Source organism: Streptococcus parasanguinis (assembly GCF_040908565.1).
Taxonomy (GTDB): Bacteria; Bacillota; Bacilli; order Lactobacillales; family Streptococcaceae; genus Streptococcus; species Streptococcus parasanguinis_AC.
Genome location: NZ_JBDGEA010000016.1, coordinates 12,364 through 31,797 on the forward strand (window position 1 = coordinate 12,364; position 19,434 = coordinate 31,797).

The following is a 19,434-nucleotide window of genomic DNA, read 5'->3' on the forward strand; positions in this document are numbered from 1 at the left end:
TTGCAATTTCAAAGTTTTGTGGTAAAATTATAAGGAATGACTATATTATTTTAAGGAGAGACAGAATGTCTGTATCATTTGAAAACAAAGAAACTAACCACGGTGTATTGACTTTCACCATCAGTCAAGAGCAAATCAAACCTGCTTTGGACCGTGTGTTTGAGTCTGTTAAGAAAACCTTGAATGTACCTGGATTCCGTAAAGGTCATATTCCACGTCCAATCTTCAACCAACGTTTTGGTGAAGAAGCTCTTTACCAAGATGCTTTGAACGATCTTCTTCCAGCAGCATACGAAGCAGCTGTCAAAGAAGCTGGAATCGAAGTTGTAGCCCAACCTACTTTTGATGTTGTATCTATGGAAAAAGGTCAAGACTGGACATTGACAGCAGCTGTTGTAACAAAACCTGAAGTTAAATTGGGTGCTTACAAAGACCTTGAAGTATCAGTAGAAGTTTCTAAAGAAGTAACAGACGCTGATGTGGATGCTCGTATCGAACGCGAACGCAACAACTTGGCTGAATTGGTGGTTAAAGAAGGTGCTGCAGCAGAAGGCGACACAGTTGTAATCGACTTTGTAGGTTCTATCGACGGTGTCGAATTCGACGGCGGTAAAGGTGACAACTTCTCACTTGGACTTGGTTCAGGACAATTCATCCCAGGTTTCGAAGACCAATTGGTTGGACACTCTGCTGGTGAAACAGTTGACGTGATCGTAACATTCCCAGAAGACTACCAAGCAGCTGACCTTGCAGGTAAAGAAGCGAAATTCGTGACAACTATCCACGAAGTGAAAGCAAAAGAAGTACCAGCTCTTGACGATGAATTGGCAAAAGACATCGATGAAGAAGTTGAAACTCTTGCTGAATTGAAAGAAAAATACCGCAAAGAATTGGCAGAAGCAAAAGAAGAAGCATACAACGATGCAGTAGAAGCAGCAGCGATCGATCTTGCCGTTGAAAATGCTGAAATCGTTGAACTTCCAGAAGAAATGATCCACGAAGAAGTACACCGTTCAATCAACGAATTCCTTGGAAATATGCAACGTCAAGGAATCTCACCTGAAATGTACTTCCAAATTACTGGAACAACTCAAGATGATCTTCACAAACAATATGAAGCAGAAGCTGAAAGCCGCACTAAGACAAACCTCGTGGTTGAAGCAGTAGCCAAAGCAGAAGGCTTTGAAGCAACTGAAGAAGAAATCAACGCTGAAATCGAACAATTGGCAGCAGATTACAACATGCCAGTTGAACAAGTTCGCAACCTTCTTTCACCAGAAATGTTGAAACATGACATCACAGTGAAGAAAGCCGTGAACGTGATCACAAGCACAGCAAAAGTAAAATAATTTAGAATAAAAAGAAGAACCGTGAGGCTCTTCTTTTTTCTGATTTCATGGAGAATCCTGGAATTTTCCTTTGACGAAAGGGGAAATTTATCGTACAATAGAGTGTAACGATAAAATGCGTGATAGATTTAGTGACGAGAAGTTTTCAATCTATCATCGAGGATAGGATGAGGTTTAAGACCGGATCCTTCTCCATTTAGGAAATGAAACATAAGGAGATTTACCCTTGGAATTAGAAGTATTTGCTGGACAAGAAAAAAGTGAACTTTCTATGATTGAAGTGGCGCGTGCGATTTTGGAATTACGCGGACGTGACCATGAAATGTACTTTAGCGATCTTGTAAATGAAATTCAAAATTACCTTGAAAAATCAAACAGCGAGATCCGTGAAGCTCTTCCATTGTTCTACACAGAATTGAATGTCGATGGAAGCTTTATCCCACTTGGAGATAACAAATGGGGTCTTCGTTCATGGTATGCCATCGATGAAGTTGACGAGGAAATCATCGCTCTTGAAGAAACAGACGAAGATGAAACTCCTAAGAAACGCAAGAAAAAACGTGTCAATGCCTTCATGGATGGAGACGAAGATGCGATCGACTACAACGATGACGATCCAGAAGACGAAGAAGTTTACGAAGCAGATCCAGCTCTTTCATATGATGAAGAAAATCCAGATGATGAAAAGAGTGAAGTCGAAGCTTACGATGCTGAAATCAATGAAATCGTACCAGATGATTTGGGTGAAGAAGTTGAATTGAGCGAAGAAGACGACGAAGAAGAGGATTCTGAAGACGAGGAAGAAGAATAAATCATATGAAACAAGGAAATTGTTCCTTGTTTCTTTTTGTATGCATTGAAAAAAGTGGCGAAATGGAGTATGATAAACGTGTAAGAATTCCCAAATAGGAGGTGTTCAGATGGACTTTCGTTTAGATCAAAGTTTAGTAGATCTTGGTATTGATACGGTTGTGGTCGGAATTGCTAGAAATGTGGATCCCCAAGCAGTTTTGCCCCCTTCTTTTCTTGAAAAGAAGAAAGCAGTTGAACAATGGGCGCTCCAGTGTCGACTGGAAGAAGTCTCAGATTCAGCGGTTGTTACAGGTTATACAGACCTCTTGCAAAAAGTAGGGCGTAGCATCAAGAAAAATCCACCAACAGTCCTTGCCCTTATCCGAAACATCCAGCATCGTGGTGCTCTGCCTCAGATCAATAGCATCATCGATATCTATAATGTCGAATCTCTGAAGTCTTTTCTCGCGATCGGAGGACATGACCTAGATAAGATTGAGGGACCGATTGAATTTACAGTGAGTCAAAGAGACGATCTCTTTCTCCCGATCCTTTCTAGTGAAAAACATGTCGCACCGACAGATCCTGTCTACCGAGATCAAAAAGGAGTTCTGGCTTGGTTGGATGTACGCGATAGTGACCATTATAAATTTGAGGAGACTACGCAAAACGCCCTCTTTGTCATTCAAGGAAATACCGAGACATCGGTCGAGATGCGTTTAGAAGCACTGGAGCGAATCCACAAGGACCTTGCTCTTTGTATGCCCCAGCTTCAATTTGAGAAATTTCTCGTCACACAAAATGGAGTGGAAAAGGTCGTGTAAACAGCGAAAGTCATTTTCATGAAATTTTCAATTTGACAAAGTAGACCATTTGCGGTAAGATATTGTTCGGGCACCTCATTTTGAGGTCGGAGCTCCCTAACGATTAGGGGGCTATTTTTGTTTTTTCTGCAAAGAGGAATGGTCTCTACAACATTAGAAGAAGAGGAAAGCACATGTCAACAAAATATATTTTTGTAACGGGTGGTGTCGTATCATCCATCGGAAAAGGGATTGTCGCAGCAAGTCTTGGTCGCTTGCTTAAAAATCGTGGATTGAAAGTGACGATCCAAAAATTTGACCCTTATATCAATATAGACCCAGGGACGATGAGTCCTTACCAACACGGGGAAGTATTTGTCACAGACGATGGTGCAGAGACAGACTTGGACCTTGGTCACTATGAACGCTTTATTGATATCAATCTGAATAAGTACTCAAATGTGACAACAGGAAAAATTTATAGTGAGGTTCTTCGGAAAGAACGCCATGGGGAATACTTGGGAGCAACGGTACAGGTCATTCCTCATATTACGGATGCCTTGAAAGAAAAGATCAAACGAGCAGCGACGACGACGGATTCAGATGTCATCATCACAGAAGTCGGAGGAACTGTTGGAGACATTGAGTCCCTTCCATTCCTTGAAGCTCTTCGTCAAATGAAGGCAGATGTCGGTGCTGAAAACGTTATGTACATCCACACCACTCTTCTTCCTTACTTGAAGGCTGCGGGCGAAATGAAAACCAAGCCGACGCAACACTCTGTGAAAGAATTGCGTGGTCTTGGGATTCAACCCAATATGTTGGTCATCCGTACAGAAAAACCAGTTGGTCAAGGAATTAAAAACAAGTTGGCTCAATTCTGTGATGTCGCACCAGAAGCTGTCATTGAGTCACTTGATGTGGAACATTTGTACCAAATCCCATTGAACTTGCAAGCACAAAATATGGACCAAATCGTTTGTGACCATTTGAAATTGAATGTTCCTGCAGCAGATATGACAGAATGGTCTGCGATGGTCGATAAGGTCATGAACCTCAAGAAGCAGGTCAAGATTTCCTTAGTTGGAAAATACGTGGAATTGCAAGATGCCTACATTTCTGTCGTTGAAGCCTTGAAGCACTCAGGTTATGCGAATGATGCTGAAGTCAAGATTAATTGGGTCAATGCCAATGATGTGACAGCCGAAAATGTGGCAGAACTCCTTGGAGATGCTGATGGAATCATCGTCCCAGGTGGTTTTGGTCAACGGGGAACAGAAGGAAAAATTCAAGCCATCAAGTATGCGCGTGAACAGGACGTCCCAATGTTGGGTGTCTGCTTGGGGATGCAGTTAACCTGTATCGAATTTGCCCGTCACGTTTTAGGCTTGGAAGGGGCTAATTCATCCGAATTGGATCCAGAAACCAAGTATCCGATTATCGATATCATGCGAGACCAGATCGATGTGGAAGATATGGGAGGAACGCTCCGTCTCGGTCTTTACCCTTCTAAACTCAAACGAGGATCAAAAGCAGCAGCAGCCTATGACAATCAAGAAGTAGTACAACGTCGCCACCGTCACCGTTATGAGTTTAACAATGCTTTCCGTGAACAGTTCGAAGAAGCAGGATTTGTCTTCTCAGGCGTTTCACCAGACAACCGTTTGGTCGAAATCGTTGAAATCCCAGAAAACAAATTCTTTGTCGCTTGCCAATACCACCCAGAATTGTCAAGTCGACCAAACCGCCCAGAAGGACTTTACACAGCCTTTATCACAGCGGCAGTTGAAAACCACGATAGCAAATAAAAATCAAGGGAGGCTGGGACAAAAGTCCTAGCCTTTCAATTATTTTTGGATTGTTGAGCAAGACGCAGTGGTTGAGTGGGCTCTACTACGCTGATTTCATCAGCTTTTACAGCCCTACTCAACTGTGCGGAGGTGGGACGACGAAATCGAATTCTAACGAATTACCGATTTCTGTCCCACTCTCCCTTTTTGTGAAAAAATGACAAACTTTGAAAAAAGTTTGAAAAAAATCTTGACAAAAAAGTCGTTGATTGATATACTAGTAAAGTACTCAATCGCGGGGATGGCGGAATTGGCAGACGCGCAGGACTAAGGATCCTGTGACCGCTTTAGGTCGTGAGGGTTCAAGTCCCTCTCTCCGCATCGGATAATCAAGACAGCTTCGGCTGTCTTTTTTGTTTTTCAAAACTTTATGATAGAATAGGTGTGAGATGAGGTGTGAACATGAAGAAGAACTATCTGGTTTTGATCGATGGGCTCCTAGCGCTCGTAGGAAGTGCCATTAATTTTTTCGGTCCAGTCATGACTTTAGCGATGGGGCTTGCTGCTCACAAAGATTTCGGCAGTGCCATTATGGCTTTAAATAGTTGGAACCTCTTTGTCTTTATCCTGGCTATCACTTCTAGCTGGCTTCTCAAAGATGAAAAAAGAATCAAAAAATGGATTCCTAACCTTTTTCTGATGGCGGGCCTTATTCTTTTTCTGACAAATTTACTTGTTGTATCCTGGATTTTTCCGTCTCTTGAAGGTCCCTTGATGTGGCTATTTGGAAATATCTTTGGTGAAAAAAATGTATTTGCCTATTTCTTCTATTCTCAATGGGTCGCAGGAGGACTCCTTGTGATTTGCGGGATTGGCTTTCTAGTCTCATTAAAAAATTTTAAAGTAGAGGATTGAAAAGTGGGAGCATAGGCTCCCTTCTTTTGCGTTTCTATGGGCTGTAGAAGTCTTGGGAAAGTAAGCATTCCTCCTCATTTATCATAAGAAAGCGCTTAAAGCTACAGGAAAAGCTAGCATTTTCAATAAAAAAGTGATAAAATAAACAATGTAAGTGGGATCAACCCCGCAAAAATATAGAGGAGGCCTATCCAAATGGCAATCGTTTCAGCAGAAAAATTTGTCCAAGCAGCTCGTGACAATGGTTATGCAGTTGGTGGATTTAACACAAACAACCTTGAGTGGACTCAAGCTATCTTGCGTGCAGCAGAAGCTAAGAAAGCTCCAGTACTTATCCAAACTTCTATGGGTGCTGCTAAATACATGGGTGGTTACAAAGTAGCTCGCAACATGATCGCTAACCTTGTAGAATCAATGGGTATCACTGTACCAGTTGCTATTCACCTTGACCATGGTCACTACGACGATGCTCTTGAATGTATCGAAGCTGGCTACACTTCAATCATGTTTGACGGTTCACACCTTCCAGTTGAAGAAAACCTTAAATTGGCGAAAGAAGTAGTAGAAAAAGCTCACGCTAAAGGTATCTCAGTAGAAGCTGAAGTTGGTACTATTGGTGGTGAAGAAGATGGAATCATCGGTGACGGTGAGTTGGCACCAATCGACGATGCTAAAGCAATGGTTGCTACAGGAATCGACTTCTTGGCTGCAGGTATCGGTAACATCCACGGTCCTTACCCAGCAAACTGGAAAGGTCTTGACCTTGATCACTTGAAGAAATTGACTGAAGCTGTACCAGGATTCCCAATCGTATTGCACGGTGGATCAGGTATCCCTGATGATCAAATTCAAGCAGCGATCAAACTTGGTGTTGCGAAAGTTAACGTGAACACTGAATGCCAAATCGCATTTGCAAATGCAACTCGCCAATTCGTACGTGAATACGATGCAAACGAAGCAGAATACGACAAGAAGAAACTCTTCGACCCACGTAAATTCTTGAAACCAGGTTTCGATGCAATTACAGTAGCTGTTGAAGAACGTATCGACGTATTCGGTTCAGAAGGCAAAGCTTAATTTAGCTGAACAAAACAAAGTAGAAGCCTGTCCCTAAGGGCAGGTTTTTTTGTGTCTTAAGGAAACTATTTAACAGAATTTTTGATTAAAAGTTTCATTTTAAGAGAGAAATCTCTAATTTCATAATCAATAAGCAAACGCTTGCATTCCTATTTTTATTAGATTATAATAGGTTGGTATAAAGCCTTCTGTAATAATATTGAGAAAGTGTAGAAAGTAAGGATTTAGAATATTTGTAGTCAAAAATACAATGTTGCTTCTTACGATAGGGAGATAGATATGGCAATGATAGAAGTGCAACATCTTCGGAAAAATTTTGTGAAGACAGTTAAGGAGCCGGGGTTAAAGGGAGCCTTACGCTCCTTTATTCATCCTGAAAAGCAGACCTTTGAAGCGGTCAAGGATTTAACTTTTGAAGTTCCAAAAGGGCAGATTTTAGGATTTATCGGGGCAAATGGTGCTGGGAAGTCAACCACCATCAAAATGCTGACAGGAATTTTGAAGCCCACATCTGGCTTTTGTCGGATTAACGGCAAGATTCCCCAGGATAATCGCCAAGATTATGTCAAGGATATTGGAGTCGTTTTCGGACAACGCACCCAGCTATGGTGGGATTTGGCTCTGCAAGAGACCTACACGGTTTTGAAAGAGATCTATGATGTACCGGCCTCGCTTTTCCATAAGCGCATGGATTTTTTGAATGAAGTTTTGGATTTGAAGGAATTTATCAAGGATCCTGTGCGGACTCTTTCACTAGGTCAACGGATGCGGGCGGATATTGCGGCCTCCTTGCTTCACAATCCCAAAGTTCTCTTTTTAGATGAACCGACTATTGGTTTGGATGTGTCGGTTAAGGATAACATTCGCCGGGCTATCACCCAGATTAATCAGGAGGAAGAGACAACTATTCTCTTGACTACTCATGATTTGAGTGATATTGAGCAACTCTGTGATCGGATTTTTATGATTGATAAGGGGCAAGAGATTTTTGATGGGACGGTTAGCCAGCTCAAGGAGACCTTTGGCAAGATGAAGACTCTCTCCTTCGATCTGGTGCCAGGTCAAGGTCATCTTGTCTCTCATTATGAGGGCTTGCCTGATATGTCCATTGATAGACAAGGAAATACTCTCAATATTGAATTCGATAGTTCCCGCTACCAGTCGGCCGATATTATCAAGCAAACCTTATCTGATTTTGAAGTCCGTGATTTGAAGATGGTAGATACAGATATTGAAGATATTATCCGTCGCTTCTATCGAAAGGAGCTCTAAGATGGTCAAATTGTGGAGATGTTATAAACCCTTTATCAATGCAGGGATTCAGGAGTTGATTTCCTATCGAGTCAACTTTATTCTCTATCGGATTGGTGATGTCATGGGGGCTTTTGTGGCCTTTTATCTCTGGAAGGCAGTCTTTGACTCCTCCCAGGAGCCTTTGATTCAGGGCTTCAGTATGGCAGATATCACTTTCTACATCATCATGAGTTTTGTGACCAATCTTTTGACCAGGTCTGATAGCTCCTTTATGATTGGAGATGAGGTTAAAGATGGCTCTATTATCATGCGTTTGCTGAGACCAGTGCATTTTGCGGCCTCTTACCTTTTCACCGAACTTGGCTCCAAGTGGTTGATTTTTATCTCTGTTGGACTGCCATTTTTAAGTGTCATTGTTTTGATGAAAATCTTATCTGGGCAAGGTATTGTAGAAGTGTTGGGATTAACTGTCCTTTATCTCTTTAGCTTAACTCTGGCTTATCTGATTAACTTTTTCTTTAATATCTGCTTCGGATTTTCAGCCTTTGTATTTAAAAATTTATGGGGTTCCAATCTACTCAAGACTTCAATAGTGGCCTTTATGTCTGGCAGTTTGATTCCCTTGACGTTTTTTCCAAAGGTGGTTTCAGATATTCTCTCCTTATTGCCATTTTCATCCTTAATTTACACTCCGGTTATGATCATTATTGGGAAATACGATGCCAGTCAGATTCTTCAAGCACTTTTGCTTCAGTTTTTCTGGCTTATAGTGATGGTGGGCTTGTCTCAGTTGATTTGGAAACGAGTCCAGTCATTTATCACCATTCAGGGAGGTTAGGATGAAAAAATATCAACGCATGCATCTGATTTTTATCAGACAATACATCAAGCAAATCATGGAATACAAGGTGGATTTTGTGGTAGGCGTGTTGGGAGTCTTTCTGACTCAAGGCCTAAACCTCTTGTTTCTCAATGTCATCTTTCAACACATCCCCTCGCTAGAAGGTTGGACCTTTCAAGAGATTGCCTTTATCTATGGATTTTCCTTAATTCCAAAGGGATTAGATCATCTCTTTTTTGACAATCTCTGGGCTTTAGGTCAACGACTAGTTCGAAAAGGGGAGTTTGACAAGTATCTGACTCGTCCTATCAATCCTCTCTTTCACATCCTCGTTGAGACCTTTCAGATTGATGCCTTGGGTGAACTCTTGGTCGGTGGCATTCTATTAGGAACAACAGTGACTAGCATCGCTTGGACTCTTCCAAAATTCCTGCTTTTCCTGGTTTGTATTCCTTTTGCGACCTTGATTTACACTTCTTTAAAAATCGCGACAGCCAGCATCGCTTTTTGGACCAAGCAGTCTGGTGCCATGATTTACATTTTCTATATGTTTAATGATTTTGCCAAGTATCCTATTTCTATTTACAATTCGCTCCTTCGTTGGTTAATTAGCTTTATTGTACCTTTCGCCTTTACGGCCTACTATCCTGCCAGTTATTTCTTGCAGGGTAAGAATGGGCTCTTTAATATCGGTGGTTTGATTCTGATTTCCCTTGTCTTCTTTTGTATCTCTTTAAAACTTTGGGACAGGGGGTTAGATGCGTACGAAAGTGCAGGTTCGTAAGAGCTAAAGCAAGACTAAAATCAAGAAAGTGATGTAGTAGGGTTTATAAGTTTATCATATTCGAGTGAAGATTGTGCTGAAATTGACTGTCTAGGAGTGAAAAAATCATTCCAAAGTCAAGGAATTGGAAGGAAATTAATTACGACTATAGAAAGAGAAGCAGTCAAACAAGTGGACTACCTACAGGTCAAAACAGTCGCAGAAGGTTCAAATAAAGATTATGACCGAACAAATGTCTTTTATCGCAGTCTTGGTTTTAAAAAATTAGAGATTTTTCCTCAACTATGGGATCTTAAAAATCCCTGTCAGATTTTGATTAAAAAGATCAACTAAAAGTGCTTGACATCCGCTATCAGAGTGCTATACTAAGAAGGTAATCGCCGATTTAGCTCAGTTGGTAGAGCAACGCACTCGTAACGCGTAGGTCACAGGTTCGATCCCTGCAATCGGCATAGGAAGAAACGACTTTGAAGGAGCGAGACGACGAATGATGGTGATAACCGATTCGTTCTGTCTCGCTCTTTTTTTGACCGCATAGGCGCCATTTTTGACCGCTTAGTCAAAAGTCCTTGTCTCCATAGGGGCTCTCTGCTATCATAGAATCATCAAAGGAAGCAATACTTCCAATTAATGAAAAAGAGGTATATGATGATGAAAAAAATACTTGGACTTGGATTTATTCTGGCAGCTCTTGTGGTTGTCACAATGGGAATGGTTGGCTTTCCAAAGATCGATGTGAATATCTGGCCTTTATTCCCCGTTCTCTTATTTGCTTTCTTTACTCTTGAAAATCTGATGAAACAGGATTACAAGGCAAGTGTCATCTGTGCTTTAATTGCTCTGATGATTGCAAACGCGATCTACGATCTCTTGCCGGTTTCAAATGGCTTAGTGATCACAGCGGGTGTCCTTGCTTGCGTGGGTCTTAGTTTTCTTTTACCAGATAAGGAGAGCAACAAATAAAGAAAGGAGGCTGGGACAAAAGTCCTAGCCTCTTAATTATTTTTGAATTGTCGAGCAAGACGCAGTGGTTGAGTGGGCTCTACTACGCTGATTTCATCAGCTTTTACAGCCCTACTCAACTGTGCGGAGGTGGGACGACGAAATCGAATTCTAACGAATGATCGATTTCTGTCCCACTCTCTCTTTACTTCTCAAAAACTACCTCTTGATGGGCAAAACGTGCCACTTACTGAAAAGCCCTTGTTTTGTTTTCAACAGCTGTTATAATGGTACTATCAAAACGTTGGGAAAGGAGTTTTATGAAAGTTAGAATCGAATTGGATCCATCAATGGACGAGCCTGAGATCTTGATTCGAGCTCCGCGCTTGACACCGGAGTTGACCCAGCTGCAAGAGAGAATCCTAGAACAAAAAGTCGCTCCATTAGCCTTCTACAAGGATCGAAGTGAGTATTTTCTAGATGTAGCATCGATCCTCTTTTTTGAGACGGATGGGGAGAAGATTTTTGGACACACCAAGGATGAGGCCTATGAGGTCAAGCAGAAGCTCTATGAGTTGGAGGAGCTGCTTCCCATCGCCTTTTGTCGGATTTCCAAATCCACCATTGTCAACGCAAAGCAGATCTACTCTCTGGAAAAGTCTTTTTCAGGGACCAGCACGGTCAATTTCTACCAGACCCATAAGCAGGTCCACGTATCTAGACGCTACTATCAACTCTTAAAAGAACGACTAAATGAAATGAGGTAATATTATGAGAAAAAAATTAATCGGAGTATTCTTAATCCTATTAGCAGCCTTACTCCTCTTACAAGGCTATTTTGTAAAATGGGACATCAGCATCTGGACCTTAGCTTGGGTCACCTTGCTTGCAGTCCTGTCCCTCTCTAGTTTCTTGAAACGCCATTTTGGTTGGGGCTTCATCTATGGACTTTTAGCCCTCTTTTGTCTCAATGGGCAATACCATTTCCTTCCGGTGTCCAATTCGGTTGTCATCCTTTCTTCCATTCTCGCTGTGATTGGGCTCAACATCTTGTTCAAACCCTCTAAGAAAACAAAAGCTCGCCTAGCTTCCTATTCTGCTGGGTCCATGAGTAAGTCTGATGGCAATGACATCGATGTCACTTTTTCCACAGTGACAAAATATCTCAATGACCAACACTTTACCCACGGAAGTGCAGATGTGAGTATGGGAGAAGCATCGGTTTATTTTGACAATTGCCACATCGAAGGTCCTTCTGCTCAGTTTGTTGTCGATGTTTCCCTTGGAAGTTTGAGCCTCTATGTGCCAAGTGATTGGCGCGTCCATGTTAATGTGGATAATTCCCTTTCAGCGATCCAACATCAGGAAAATCCAAGTGCTCTCACTAGCAAGGATTTCTACATTACGGGCGATGTTTCCTTAGGAAATCTGGAAATTATCTATGTAGGCACGAATTCGTTTTCTTAAGCCAGAAATGAAAAACTTTGGCCAAAAGCTTGCCAAGAGAGATTTTTTTTGGTAATATAGTACGGTATGTGGTGCTAGCACATCCGTTATATTAGATCTAATAGGAGGAAACACAGAAATGGCTAAAGTATGTTATTTCACAGGTCGTAAGACTGTATCAGGTAACAACCGTTCACACGCTATGAACCAAACAAAACGTGCCGTAAAACCAAACCTTCAAAAAGTAACTGTCCTTATCGATGGTAAACCTAAAAAAGTTTGGGCTTCAGCTCGTGCATTGAAATCTGGTAAAGTAGAACGCGTTTAATAAAGAAAAAAGGCTGGGCATAAAGTGTCCAGCCTTCGCTTTTTGATAGGAATAGTAGCATGACGCAGTGGTTGATTGGAACTACTCATGTTTGAAACATTCGTACTTCCTAATCAACTGTGCGGGGGTGGGAAAATTGAAAAGGTTTGGGGAACCTTTTCAACTTTTTTTATTTTACGGAGTTCTTTCCCACTCCCTTTTCTTTTTCTCCAGAGACAGCTGTCACAGCGGGAGAAGAATAGTCCCTACCCTTTTACAGTTGACCTCTTTTATGGTAAAATAGAATATAAAATACTTTTGAGGTAGAAATTATGACAGTAAAAATCAATACAAAGGACGGTCAAATTGAATTGACTGATGAGGTTATCGCAACTGTTGTAGGCGGTGCTGCTACTGAGATCTTCGGTGTGGTTGGAATGGCCAGCAAAAATGCGATCAAAGATAATTTCCAAGCCCTCCTAGGGAAAGAAAACTTCTCTAAAGGTGTTGTTGTCAAAACAACGGAAGCAGGAACTATCGCAGTTGATGTTTACACTGTTTTGAGCTATGGAACAAAAATTAGCGAAGTCTCAAAAAATATTCAAGAACGTGTGAAATTTAGTTTGGAAAATCAACTTGGAATCACTACGGATACTGTGAATGTCTATATTCAAAATATCAAGATTGTGGGAGAATAATCGTGGCTAATATTACTACAAGTTTATTTCAAGAAATGGTTCAAGCGGGGGCTACGCGCTTAAATAAACAAGCGGAATATGTAAACTCTTTGAACGTCTTTCCTGTACCAGACGGGGACACAGGAACCAATATGGGAATGACCATCGAAAATGGGGCCAAAGAAGTATCGGACCGTTCTGCTTCAACTGTTGGTGAAGCAGCAGGGATCTTCGCTAAAGGACTCTTGATGGGCGCGCGTGGGAACTCAGGAGTCATCACTTCTCAATTGTTCCGTGGATTTTCTCAAAGTGTCAAAGACAAAGAAGAATTGGATGGAGCAGCACTTGCAGCAGCCTTCCAGTCTGGTGTAGAAGTCGCTTATAAAGCCGTTATGAAGCCGGTTGAAGGTACTATTTTGACGGTTTCTCGTGGGGCAGCCATCGGTGCCAAGAAAAAAGCAGAATCTACCAATGATGCGGTAGAAGTCATGCGTGCAGCTCTTGAAGGTGCTAAAACAGCTCTTGCGAAGACTCCAGATATGTTGCCGGTTTTGAAAGAAGTTGGTGTAGTAGACTCTGGTGGTCAAGGTTTGGTCTTCATCTATGAAGGATTCTTGTCAGCCTTGACAGGAGAATTCATTGCTTCTGAAGAGTTCCAAGCAACACCTGCAACCATGTCAGAAATGATCAATGCAGAACACCACAAGTCAGTCGCTGGGCATGTCGCAACTGAAGACATCAAGTTTGGTTACTGTACAGAAATCATGGTCGCTTTGAAACAAGGTCCAACTTATGTCAAAGACTTCGATTACGATGAATTCCGTAACTATTTGAACAACCTTGGGGATTCCCTATTGGTGGTGAATGACGATGAGATTGTAAAAGTTCACGTCCATACAGAAGATCCAGGTCTTGTCATGCAAGAAGGTCTTAAATACGGAAGCTTGGTCAAGGTCAAAGTCGACAACATGCGTAACCAACACGAAGCGCAAGTTGAAAAAGAAGAACGTCAAGCCAAACCAGTTGAAGAAAAAGAATATGCGATCATTGCAGTCGTTGCGGGTGACGGATTGGCGGATATCTTTAAAGCACAAGGGGTGGATTACATCATCTCTGGTGGTCAAACCATGAACCCATCAACAGAAGACTTTGTTAAAGCGGTTGAAGAGTTGAATGCGCGCAACATCATTATCTTGCCAAACAATAAAAATATCTTGATGGCCGCTCAATCTGCAGCAGAAGTGATTGATCAACCAGCAGCAGTTGTAGAGACCAAGACCATCCCTCAAGGATTGACCAGTCTTCTTGCCTTTGATGAAAGCAAATCGATCGAAGAAAACTACGAACGAATGAGCGCTTCATTGGGCGATGTTGTGTCTGGTAGTGTGACGACAGCGGTTCGCGATACCACTATCGACGGCCTTGAAATCCATGAAAATGACAATCTTGGAATGGTCGATGGTAAGATCGTCGTTTCAAACCCAGATATGATGGAAACCTTGGAAGAAACCTTCGCTCATATGTTGGACGAAGATAGTGAAATTGTGACCATCTATGTTGGTGAAGACGGCAGTGAGGAGTTGGCAAACGAATTGGCCCAAGCCCTTGCTGAGAAGTATGAGGATGTAGAAGTGGAAATCCACCAAGGTGGCCAACCAGTCTACCCATACTTGTTTAGTGTAGAATAATTGAACAGAAGGTTCCTTTCGGAACCTTTTTTTGTAGATAGAAAAAGGAGGAGATTCCCTATGAAATCGGAGTGATTTGGAGAAATTGAGACGGAAGTGAGCCCTCCAATGAGGCTTTATTAGTGAAGAAAAGGGGACTTTGCAAAAAGTATCAAATTCATCAGTTTTTTATTCAAACTGAAGGGCTTGAAATGAGGGGAAAATGGTTTGAAAAGTGGAGTTTTTAGACAAGAAAGACGCGATATGTTATACTGATAACAGTATGTGAAAGGAGAGTTATAAAAATGAAGAAATTTTTTGTAACCCTTGGGCTAGCCATTTTGGTATTGACTGGTTGTTCGCAATCCCAAACAAAGAAAACAACACCCGCTAGCTCATCTAGCAGTTCCTCTGTTAAAAAAGAAGTAAAAAATGTAGAAAAAACCACAACCTTAGTTGGAGATATCAAGGGAACAAAACACCGGGATATCATCAAATCAAAGGGAGATAAGGTTGAAAACCTTCGTATCGAAGTGACAGCTGATCTACCCCAACAACTTGGGACTATCGCAGCAGAGAAGTCACCTGAAGAACTCACAGCAGCCATTCAAGCTTTGTTGGAACAAAATGAAGACTACAAGAAGTTAAAAAACGTTCCTGGTTTTAGCTTGGAATATAGTGTTACACCAGAGAAGAAATTGCTCTCAACCAGTGTGATTGACCTCAACCAAATTGATACCAAGTCTCTAGAAGAAATTTCTTACTTCAAAGATGCTGGTCTCAATGACTTGAAGAATATGAAGGCGGATGCCTTGATCAAGGCCCTGAAGTTGCATGGCATGAAAGAAGAAGGCCAGTAAGAAGAGAAAAAGTCGAGTGAAGTCACTTGGCTTTTTTTAGTGACTTTTGTCATGTGAGCGAGTGACAAAATCATCTAGTGGCCGTTATTTTCTTTTCATATAATAAAGTCAGAAAGTAAGAGGAAAGAAAAATGAAACAATGGTTCTATAAAGTGTTTACATTAACAGTGGTTGGGATGGTCGTCTATTTGATCTTTTCAAAGGATGATAGCCTCTATTACCATTTCCCTTGGGAATTATTTGCTGGGCTTGGCATCATGAGCTGGGCGGTTCAAGAAGGATTGAAAATGCTCAAGGCTGTTAAAAAGGAAATGGAGCAATGAAAAAAACGGGAGTGACCTTGTTTGTTTTTGTCATCATTCCGGCTGGCCAAGCCTGGTTGAAAGGAGAGTATCATGAGTGTCATTAGAGTAGAAAACTTGAAAAAAAGGATCAAAGGAAAAGTGATTCTAGAAGATCTTTCTTTTGCGGTTGAACGGGGGGATTGTCTGGCCTTGATCGGGCCTAACGGAGCAGGGAAGACGACCTTGATGAATTGCCTCCTAGGGGATAGGAAGGTGACTTCTGGAATCATTGAAGTAGAAGGGAAGGCTCCTGGTCATCCTCGATTAAAGGCTAGTGTCTCTTATCTCCCTCAAGAGAATGCTATCGTGCAAAAGCTAACCGTGCAGGAATTGATCAGTTTCTTTCGCTCCGTTTATCCCAACCCTTTAACGGTCAATGACATCGATGATCTATTGCGTTTTACTCCAGAACAAAAGAAACAATTGGCCAGTAAGCTGTCTGGTGGGCAAAAGCGTCTCCTATCCTTTATCCTGACCTTGATTGGTCGTCCTAGTTTACTTTTCTTAGATGAGCCTACTGCGGGAATGGATACGTCCACTCGCCAACGCTTTTGGGAGATTGTCGGGGATTTAAAGGAACAAGGCGTCACTATTGTCTATTCTTCCCATTACATTGAGGAAGTAGAGCATACAGCTGACCGGATCCTGGTCTTGCATCAGGGGCGTTTGCTTCGAGATACGACGCCACTAGCTATGAGAAGTGAAGAGGTAGAAAAACATTTTACCCTGCCTTTGCGATACCAAGCTCTAGTGGCAGGGATGGACGGAATTGGTCAAGTGACGGTCAAACCTGATGCCCTTCAAGTTGTGACAGGCGATGCCAATCGTTTGTGGACTCGATTGCAAGAAGAAGGCTGTTCGATCCAAGAGATCGAAGTGACCAATCGAAGTTTATTGGATTCTATTTTTGAAAATACAAAGGAAGTAGGTAGAGAAGATGAAACGCATGAAAGCTCTCGGCGTGGTTGAGTGGCATTTGACCAGACGCCAAGCCATTTATTATTTATTATCAATAGGGATGCCCACGGCCTTTTATCTCTTCTTTTCAGGGATGTACCAGGACACACCAGGGGCACCCGCTCACTTTATGAGGGATTATCTTCTCTCCATGACGGCTTTTTCCATGATGTCTACGGCTCTATTTTCCTTTCCAACAGTTCTTGAAACCGATCGACTCAATAATTGGCAAAAAGTCTTGCGCCATACCCCGGTATCTATGGTAGAATATTATCTAATAAAGGTTGCGGGTCTCTTTGTAGACTTTCTCCTATCCATTGGGGTCGTCTTTACCGTGGGTCATGTGGTGCGGCATGTGAACATGTCTCTACAGGATTGGGTCTTAGCAGCCTTCCTTCTCATCCTAGGAAGTCTAGCTTTTGTAGCTATCGGTCTGGTCTTGACCTTGCTTCCTTCCAGTCAATTGATGTCGGTTGTGGGCAATCTCCTCTATATGGGACTGGCTGTCATGGGTGGCCTATGGATGCCTATTAGTGTCTTTCCAGAATGGATGCAAGCCATCGGCAAATGCCTACCAACCTATCAATTGATGGAACTGATCAAGACCTTTTTAAACAAGGGGCAGGTCAATGGCTTTGCTAGTGTCTATTTAATCTTGTTTACCCTGGTCTTGTTTACCCTTGTAATCGTCTATCGTCGTCATTCTGAGGTTCGTTCATGATCGAAAAACTCAAGCGTATTCATTATATGTTTTACGCTAGCCTAGTCTTTATGGGATTCCCATTTATCTCTATTTTATTGGGTGAGGTTCCCTACTGGCACTTCTTTTTAGCCCTCTTGTTTATTGCTTCCTATTTAGGAATCTTGATTACTGAAAACAAAAAGCTGATCTGGATTTGTTGGCTGTACCTCCTAGCCTATGTAGCAGGAAATACTCTTTTTATTAACGCCAACTATTTTTGGTTTTATTTCTTCATCAGTAACCTGTTAGTCTATCACTTTGAGATTAGCAATTTTCGCTCTCCTTATCTTTGGACAGTTTTTCTATCGCAATTCCTACTTTTTGGAGTTATCTTTTTCAAACAGAATGCGATGGAGTATGAATGGGTATTTTTAATCATCATTTTCTTTTTTACCCATGCCATGACCTACGGCATGATCCGGATTCGGATGGTGGAAGAATTGAAAGCTGACCATGCCAAGCAAAATGCCCAGATCAATCTTTTGCTGGCAGAAAACGAGCGCCATCGGATTGGCCGTGATCTGCATGACAGTCTGGGACACACCTTTGCCATGCTCAGTGTCAAGGCAGACTTAGCCGATCAATTCTTAGCATTGGGTCAAGTTGAGAAGGCCCAGGAGCAGGTGCAAGAGATTCAAGCCATCAGTCAAGAGTCCATGCATCAAGTCCGAGAGATTGTGGAGAACTTGAAGCAGCGAACCCTAGCAAGAGAGCTAGAAACCGTCCAGCAAATGCTAGAAGTGGCTCAAGTCAAAGTGGAGATCCAAAACGATCTCGATACAGCCAGCATCTCGCCGATCCTAGAGTCTGCTCTGGCCATGGTGTCTCTGGAATTAGCCACTAATATGATCAAACATGCCAAAGCGACGCAAGCCCTTCTCTCTTATCGCTCCACAGATATAGGTGTAGAAATGATCGCAGAAGATGATGGGATCGGCTTTGCCAAAGTTTCCGATAAGGACCTGCACTCGATTCGCGAACGGATTGCCTTGTTGGGAGGAGAGCTAGATATCAGTCATCAATACAAGCCGACCCGGATAGAAATACGGATCCCCTATCAAGAAAGGAAATAAGATGCGCTTACTAGTTGCTGAAGACCAAAGTATGTTGCGCGATGCCCTCTGCCAGCTCTTGCTTTTGCAAGAGGATGTAGAAGAAGTCTTGCAGGCTGGAGATGGGCAAGAAGCCATTCGCTTACTCGAAACCCATCCAGTTGATATTGCTATCTTAGATATTGAGATGCCCATCAAAACAGGGCTAGAAGTGTTGGAGTGGGCCAAAAATCAACAACCCCAGCTCAAGGTCGTCATCGTTACCACCTTTAAGCGACCGGGTTACTTTGAGCGGGCCCTGAAGGCTGGAGTCGATGCCTATGTCTTAAAAGAACGCCGCATCACAGATTTAATGGCGACTCTTCATGCAGTTTTAGCAGGGCAAAAAGAATATTCGCCTGAATTAATGGAAGGCATCTTGACCCATCCCAATCCTCTCAGCTCTCAGGAGCAGGCGGTTCTAAAAGAAGTCGCTAAAGGAGCCTCTAACCAAGAAATTGCTGATCGTTTATTTCTCTCTAATGGAACCATCCGCAATTATATGTCAGCTATTCTGACCAAGTTGAATGCAGAAAATCGGACCGAGGCAGCCAGGATTGCCCAAGAAAAGGGTTGGTTATAAGGAAGAAAAGAGAGTGGGACAGAAATCGGTCATTCGTTAGAATTCGATTTCGTCGTCCCACCTCCGCACAGTTGAGTAGGGCTGTAAAAGCTGATGGAATCAGCTTAGTAGAGCCCACTCAACCACTGCGTCTTGCTCGACAATCCAAAAACAAAAAAGAGGCTAGGACTTTTGTCCCAGCCTCTTTTTTGTGATAGACTTAGCAATTCTAGA

Annotated in this window: 21 protein-coding genes, 2 tRNA genes and 1 pseudogene; all 24 read left to right on the forward strand. The window is 42.2% G+C overall.

The window, feature by feature from the left end; all coding sequences use genetic code 11:
• Positions 1–65 precede the first annotated feature (65 nt).
• Entirely contained in the window at positions 66–1,349 is a 1,284-nt protein-coding gene (gene tig, locus AB5Y61_RS08200; protein WP_021154454.1) for a trigger factor, read from the forward strand.
• A 226-nt stretch (positions 1,350–1,575) separates the two neighbouring features.
• Positions 1,576–2,160, forward strand: a complete 585-nt coding sequence (gene rpoE, locus AB5Y61_RS08205; RefSeq protein ID WP_003010182.1) for a DNA-directed RNA polymerase subunit delta — start codon at positions 1,576–1,578, stop codon at positions 2,158–2,160.
• A 109-nt stretch (positions 2,161–2,269) separates the two neighbouring features.
• Positions 2,270–2,965: a B3/4 domain-containing protein gene (locus AB5Y61_RS08210; RefSeq protein WP_368403818.1), complete on the forward strand. Its 696-nt coding sequence runs from the start codon at positions 2,270–2,272 to the stop codon at positions 2,963–2,965.
• A gap of 173 nt (positions 2,966–3,138) precedes the next feature.
• Complete coding sequence (locus AB5Y61_RS08215; protein ID WP_368403819.1) at positions 3,139–4,752, forward strand: CTP synthase; 1,614 nt, start codon at positions 3,139–3,141, stop codon at positions 4,750–4,752.
• A gap of 277 nt (positions 4,753–5,029) precedes the next feature.
• Positions 5,030–5,115: transfer RNA gene (locus tag AB5Y61_RS08220), tRNA-Leu, on the forward strand.
• 81 nt (positions 5,116–5,196) lie between these two features.
• Positions 5,197–5,649, forward strand: coding sequence for a hypothetical protein (locus AB5Y61_RS08225; RefSeq protein WP_368403820.1), 453 nt, complete (start codon positions 5,197–5,199; stop codon positions 5,647–5,649).
• Positions 5,650–5,844: 195 nt separating this feature from the next.
• Positions 5,845–6,726, forward strand: coding sequence for a class II fructose-bisphosphate aldolase (locus AB5Y61_RS08230; protein WP_009732231.1), 882 nt, complete (start codon positions 5,845–5,847; stop codon positions 6,724–6,726).
• 279 nt (positions 6,727–7,005) lie between these two features.
• Positions 7,006–7,998 carry an ATP-binding cassette domain-containing protein gene (locus AB5Y61_RS08235; RefSeq protein ID WP_368403821.1) on the forward strand — a complete coding sequence of 331 codons (993 nt, stop codon included), beginning with the start codon at positions 7,006–7,008 and terminating at the stop codon, positions 7,996–7,998.
• 1 nt (position 7,999) lies between these two features.
• Positions 8,000–8,818: an ABC transporter permease gene (locus AB5Y61_RS08240; protein WP_368403822.1), complete on the forward strand. Its 819-nt coding sequence runs from the start codon at positions 8,000–8,002 to the stop codon at positions 8,816–8,818.
• A 1-nt stretch (position 8,819) separates the two neighbouring features.
• The gene (locus AB5Y61_RS08245) at positions 8,820–9,605 is read left to right on the forward strand and encodes an ABC transporter permease (RefSeq protein WP_368403823.1); all 786 of its coding nucleotides are present in this window, start codon (positions 8,820–8,822) and stop codon (positions 9,603–9,605) included.
• 21 nt (positions 9,606–9,626) lie between these two features.
• A pseudogene (locus tag AB5Y61_RS08250) lies at positions 9,627–9,938 on the forward strand (GNAT family N-acetyltransferase); the annotation flags it as partial.
• Between the two features lie 46 nt (positions 9,939–9,984).
• Positions 9,985–10,057 (forward strand) — tRNA-Thr (locus AB5Y61_RS08255).
• Between the two features lie 199 nt (positions 10,058–10,256).
• Positions 10,257–10,568, forward strand: coding sequence for a LiaF transmembrane domain-containing protein (locus AB5Y61_RS08260; protein WP_368403839.1), 312 nt, complete (start codon positions 10,257–10,259; stop codon positions 10,566–10,568).
• Positions 10,569–10,867: 299 nt separating this feature from the next.
• Positions 10,868–11,314 carry a LytTR family DNA-binding domain-containing protein gene (locus tag AB5Y61_RS08265; RefSeq protein ID WP_003004160.1) on the forward strand — a complete coding sequence of 149 codons (447 nt, stop codon included), beginning with the start codon at positions 10,868–10,870 and terminating at the stop codon, positions 11,312–11,314.
• A gap of 4 nt (positions 11,315–11,318) precedes the next feature.
• Positions 11,319–12,014, forward strand: coding sequence for a LiaF transmembrane domain-containing protein (locus AB5Y61_RS08270; RefSeq protein WP_049515809.1), 696 nt, complete (start codon positions 11,319–11,321; stop codon positions 12,012–12,014).
• 118 nt (positions 12,015–12,132) lie between these two features.
• Complete coding sequence (gene rpmB, locus AB5Y61_RS08275; RefSeq protein ID WP_001140948.1) at positions 12,133–12,321, forward strand: 50S ribosomal protein L28; 189 nt, start codon at positions 12,133–12,135, stop codon at positions 12,319–12,321.
• 311 nt (positions 12,322–12,632) lie between these two features.
• The gene (locus AB5Y61_RS08280) at positions 12,633–12,998 is read left to right on the forward strand and encodes an Asp23/Gls24 family envelope stress response protein (protein WP_003004393.1); all 366 of its coding nucleotides are present in this window, start codon (positions 12,633–12,635) and stop codon (positions 12,996–12,998) included.
• Between the two features lie 2 nt (positions 12,999–13,000).
• Positions 13,001–14,665 (forward strand): DAK2 domain-containing protein, encoded by a 1,665-nt coding sequence (locus AB5Y61_RS08285; RefSeq protein WP_013904691.1) that lies wholly within the window; start codon positions 13,001–13,003, stop codon positions 14,663–14,665.
• 284 nt (positions 14,666–14,949) lie between these two features.
• Complete coding sequence (locus AB5Y61_RS08290) at positions 14,950–15,504, forward strand: SP0191 family lipoprotein (protein ID WP_155169286.1); 555 nt, start codon at positions 14,950–14,952, stop codon at positions 15,502–15,504.
• A gap of 131 nt (positions 15,505–15,635) precedes the next feature.
• Entirely contained in the window at positions 15,636–15,827 is a 192-nt protein-coding gene (locus AB5Y61_RS08295; protein WP_368403824.1) for a hypothetical protein, read from the forward strand.
• 72 nt (positions 15,828–15,899) lie between these two features.
• The gene (locus AB5Y61_RS08300; RefSeq protein WP_368403825.1) at positions 15,900–16,817 is read left to right on the forward strand and encodes an ABC transporter ATP-binding protein; all 918 of its coding nucleotides are present in this window, start codon (positions 15,900–15,902) and stop codon (positions 16,815–16,817) included.
• On the forward strand, positions 16,786–17,526 hold the full coding sequence (locus AB5Y61_RS08305) for an ABC transporter permease (protein ID WP_368403826.1): 741 nt from the start codon (positions 16,786–16,788) through the stop codon (positions 17,524–17,526). The genes AB5Y61_RS08300 and AB5Y61_RS08305 overlap by 32 nt, the downstream gene beginning before the upstream one ends.
• Positions 17,523–18,620, forward strand: coding sequence for a sensor histidine kinase (locus AB5Y61_RS08310; RefSeq protein ID WP_368403827.1), 1,098 nt, complete (start codon positions 17,523–17,525; stop codon positions 18,618–18,620). Before AB5Y61_RS08305 ends, AB5Y61_RS08310 begins: the two co-directional genes overlap by 4 nt.
• 1 nt (position 18,621) lies before the next feature.
• Positions 18,622–19,221 carry a response regulator transcription factor gene (locus AB5Y61_RS08315; protein WP_368403828.1) on the forward strand — a complete coding sequence of 200 codons (600 nt, stop codon included), beginning with the start codon at positions 18,622–18,624 and terminating at the stop codon, positions 19,219–19,221.
• Positions 19,222–19,434 lie beyond the last annotated feature (213 nt).

What these genes read in the sequence shown, in the direction of transcription:
- AB5Y61_RS08265 (WP_003004160.1), top strand. Translation starts at nt 10,868, where the DNA reads ATGAAAGTTAGAATCGAATTGGATCCATCAATGGACGAGCCTGAGATC.
- AB5Y61_RS08315 (WP_368403828.1), top strand. Translation starts at nt 18,622, where the DNA reads ATGCGCTTACTAGTTGCTGAAGACCAAAGTATGTTGCGCGATGCCCTC.
- AB5Y61_RS08290 (WP_155169286.1), top strand. Translation starts at nt 14,950, where the DNA reads ATGAAGAAATTTTTTGTAACCCTTGGGCTAGCCATTTTGGTATTGACT.
- AB5Y61_RS08260 (WP_368403839.1), top strand. Translation starts at nt 10,257, where the DNA reads ATGAAAAAAATACTTGGACTTGGATTTATTCTGGCAGCTCTTGTGGTT.
- AB5Y61_RS08225 (WP_368403820.1), top strand. Translation starts at nt 5,197, where the DNA reads ATGAAGAAGAACTATCTGGTTTTGATCGATGGGCTCCTAGCGCTCGTA.
- AB5Y61_RS08300 (WP_368403825.1), top strand. Translation starts at nt 15,900, where the DNA reads ATGAGTGTCATTAGAGTAGAAAACTTGAAAAAAAGGATCAAAGGAAAA.
- AB5Y61_RS08280 (WP_003004393.1), top strand. Translation starts at nt 12,633, where the DNA reads ATGACAGTAAAAATCAATACAAAGGACGGTCAAATTGAATTGACTGAT.
- AB5Y61_RS08295 (WP_368403824.1), top strand. Translation starts at nt 15,636, where the DNA reads ATGAAACAATGGTTCTATAAAGTGTTTACATTAACAGTGGTTGGGATG.
- AB5Y61_RS08235 (WP_368403821.1), top strand. Translation starts at nt 7,006, where the DNA reads ATGGCAATGATAGAAGTGCAACATCTTCGGAAAAATTTTGTGAAGACA.
- tig (WP_021154454.1), top strand. Translation starts at nt 66, where the DNA reads ATGTCTGTATCATTTGAAAACAAAGAAACTAACCACGGTGTATTGACT.
- AB5Y61_RS08215 (WP_368403819.1), top strand. Translation starts at nt 3,139, where the DNA reads ATGTCAACAAAATATATTTTTGTAACGGGTGGTGTCGTATCATCCATC.
- AB5Y61_RS08305 (WP_368403826.1), top strand. Translation starts at nt 16,786, where the DNA reads ATGAAACGCATGAAAGCTCTCGGCGTGGTTGAGTGGCATTTGACCAGA.
- AB5Y61_RS08240 (WP_368403822.1), top strand. Translation starts at nt 8,000, where the DNA reads ATGGTCAAATTGTGGAGATGTTATAAACCCTTTATCAATGCAGGGATT.
- AB5Y61_RS08210 (WP_368403818.1), top strand. Translation starts at nt 2,270, where the DNA reads ATGGACTTTCGTTTAGATCAAAGTTTAGTAGATCTTGGTATTGATACG.
- AB5Y61_RS08270 (WP_049515809.1), top strand. Translation starts at nt 11,319, where the DNA reads ATGAGAAAAAAATTAATCGGAGTATTCTTAATCCTATTAGCAGCCTTA.
- rpmB (WP_001140948.1), top strand. Translation starts at nt 12,133, where the DNA reads ATGGCTAAAGTATGTTATTTCACAGGTCGTAAGACTGTATCAGGTAAC.
- AB5Y61_RS08245 (WP_368403823.1), top strand. Translation starts at nt 8,820, where the DNA reads ATGAAAAAATATCAACGCATGCATCTGATTTTTATCAGACAATACATC.
- AB5Y61_RS08310 (WP_368403827.1), top strand. Translation starts at nt 17,523, where the DNA reads ATGATCGAAAAACTCAAGCGTATTCATTATATGTTTTACGCTAGCCTA.
- AB5Y61_RS08230 (WP_009732231.1), top strand. Translation starts at nt 5,845, where the DNA reads ATGGCAATCGTTTCAGCAGAAAAATTTGTCCAAGCAGCTCGTGACAAT.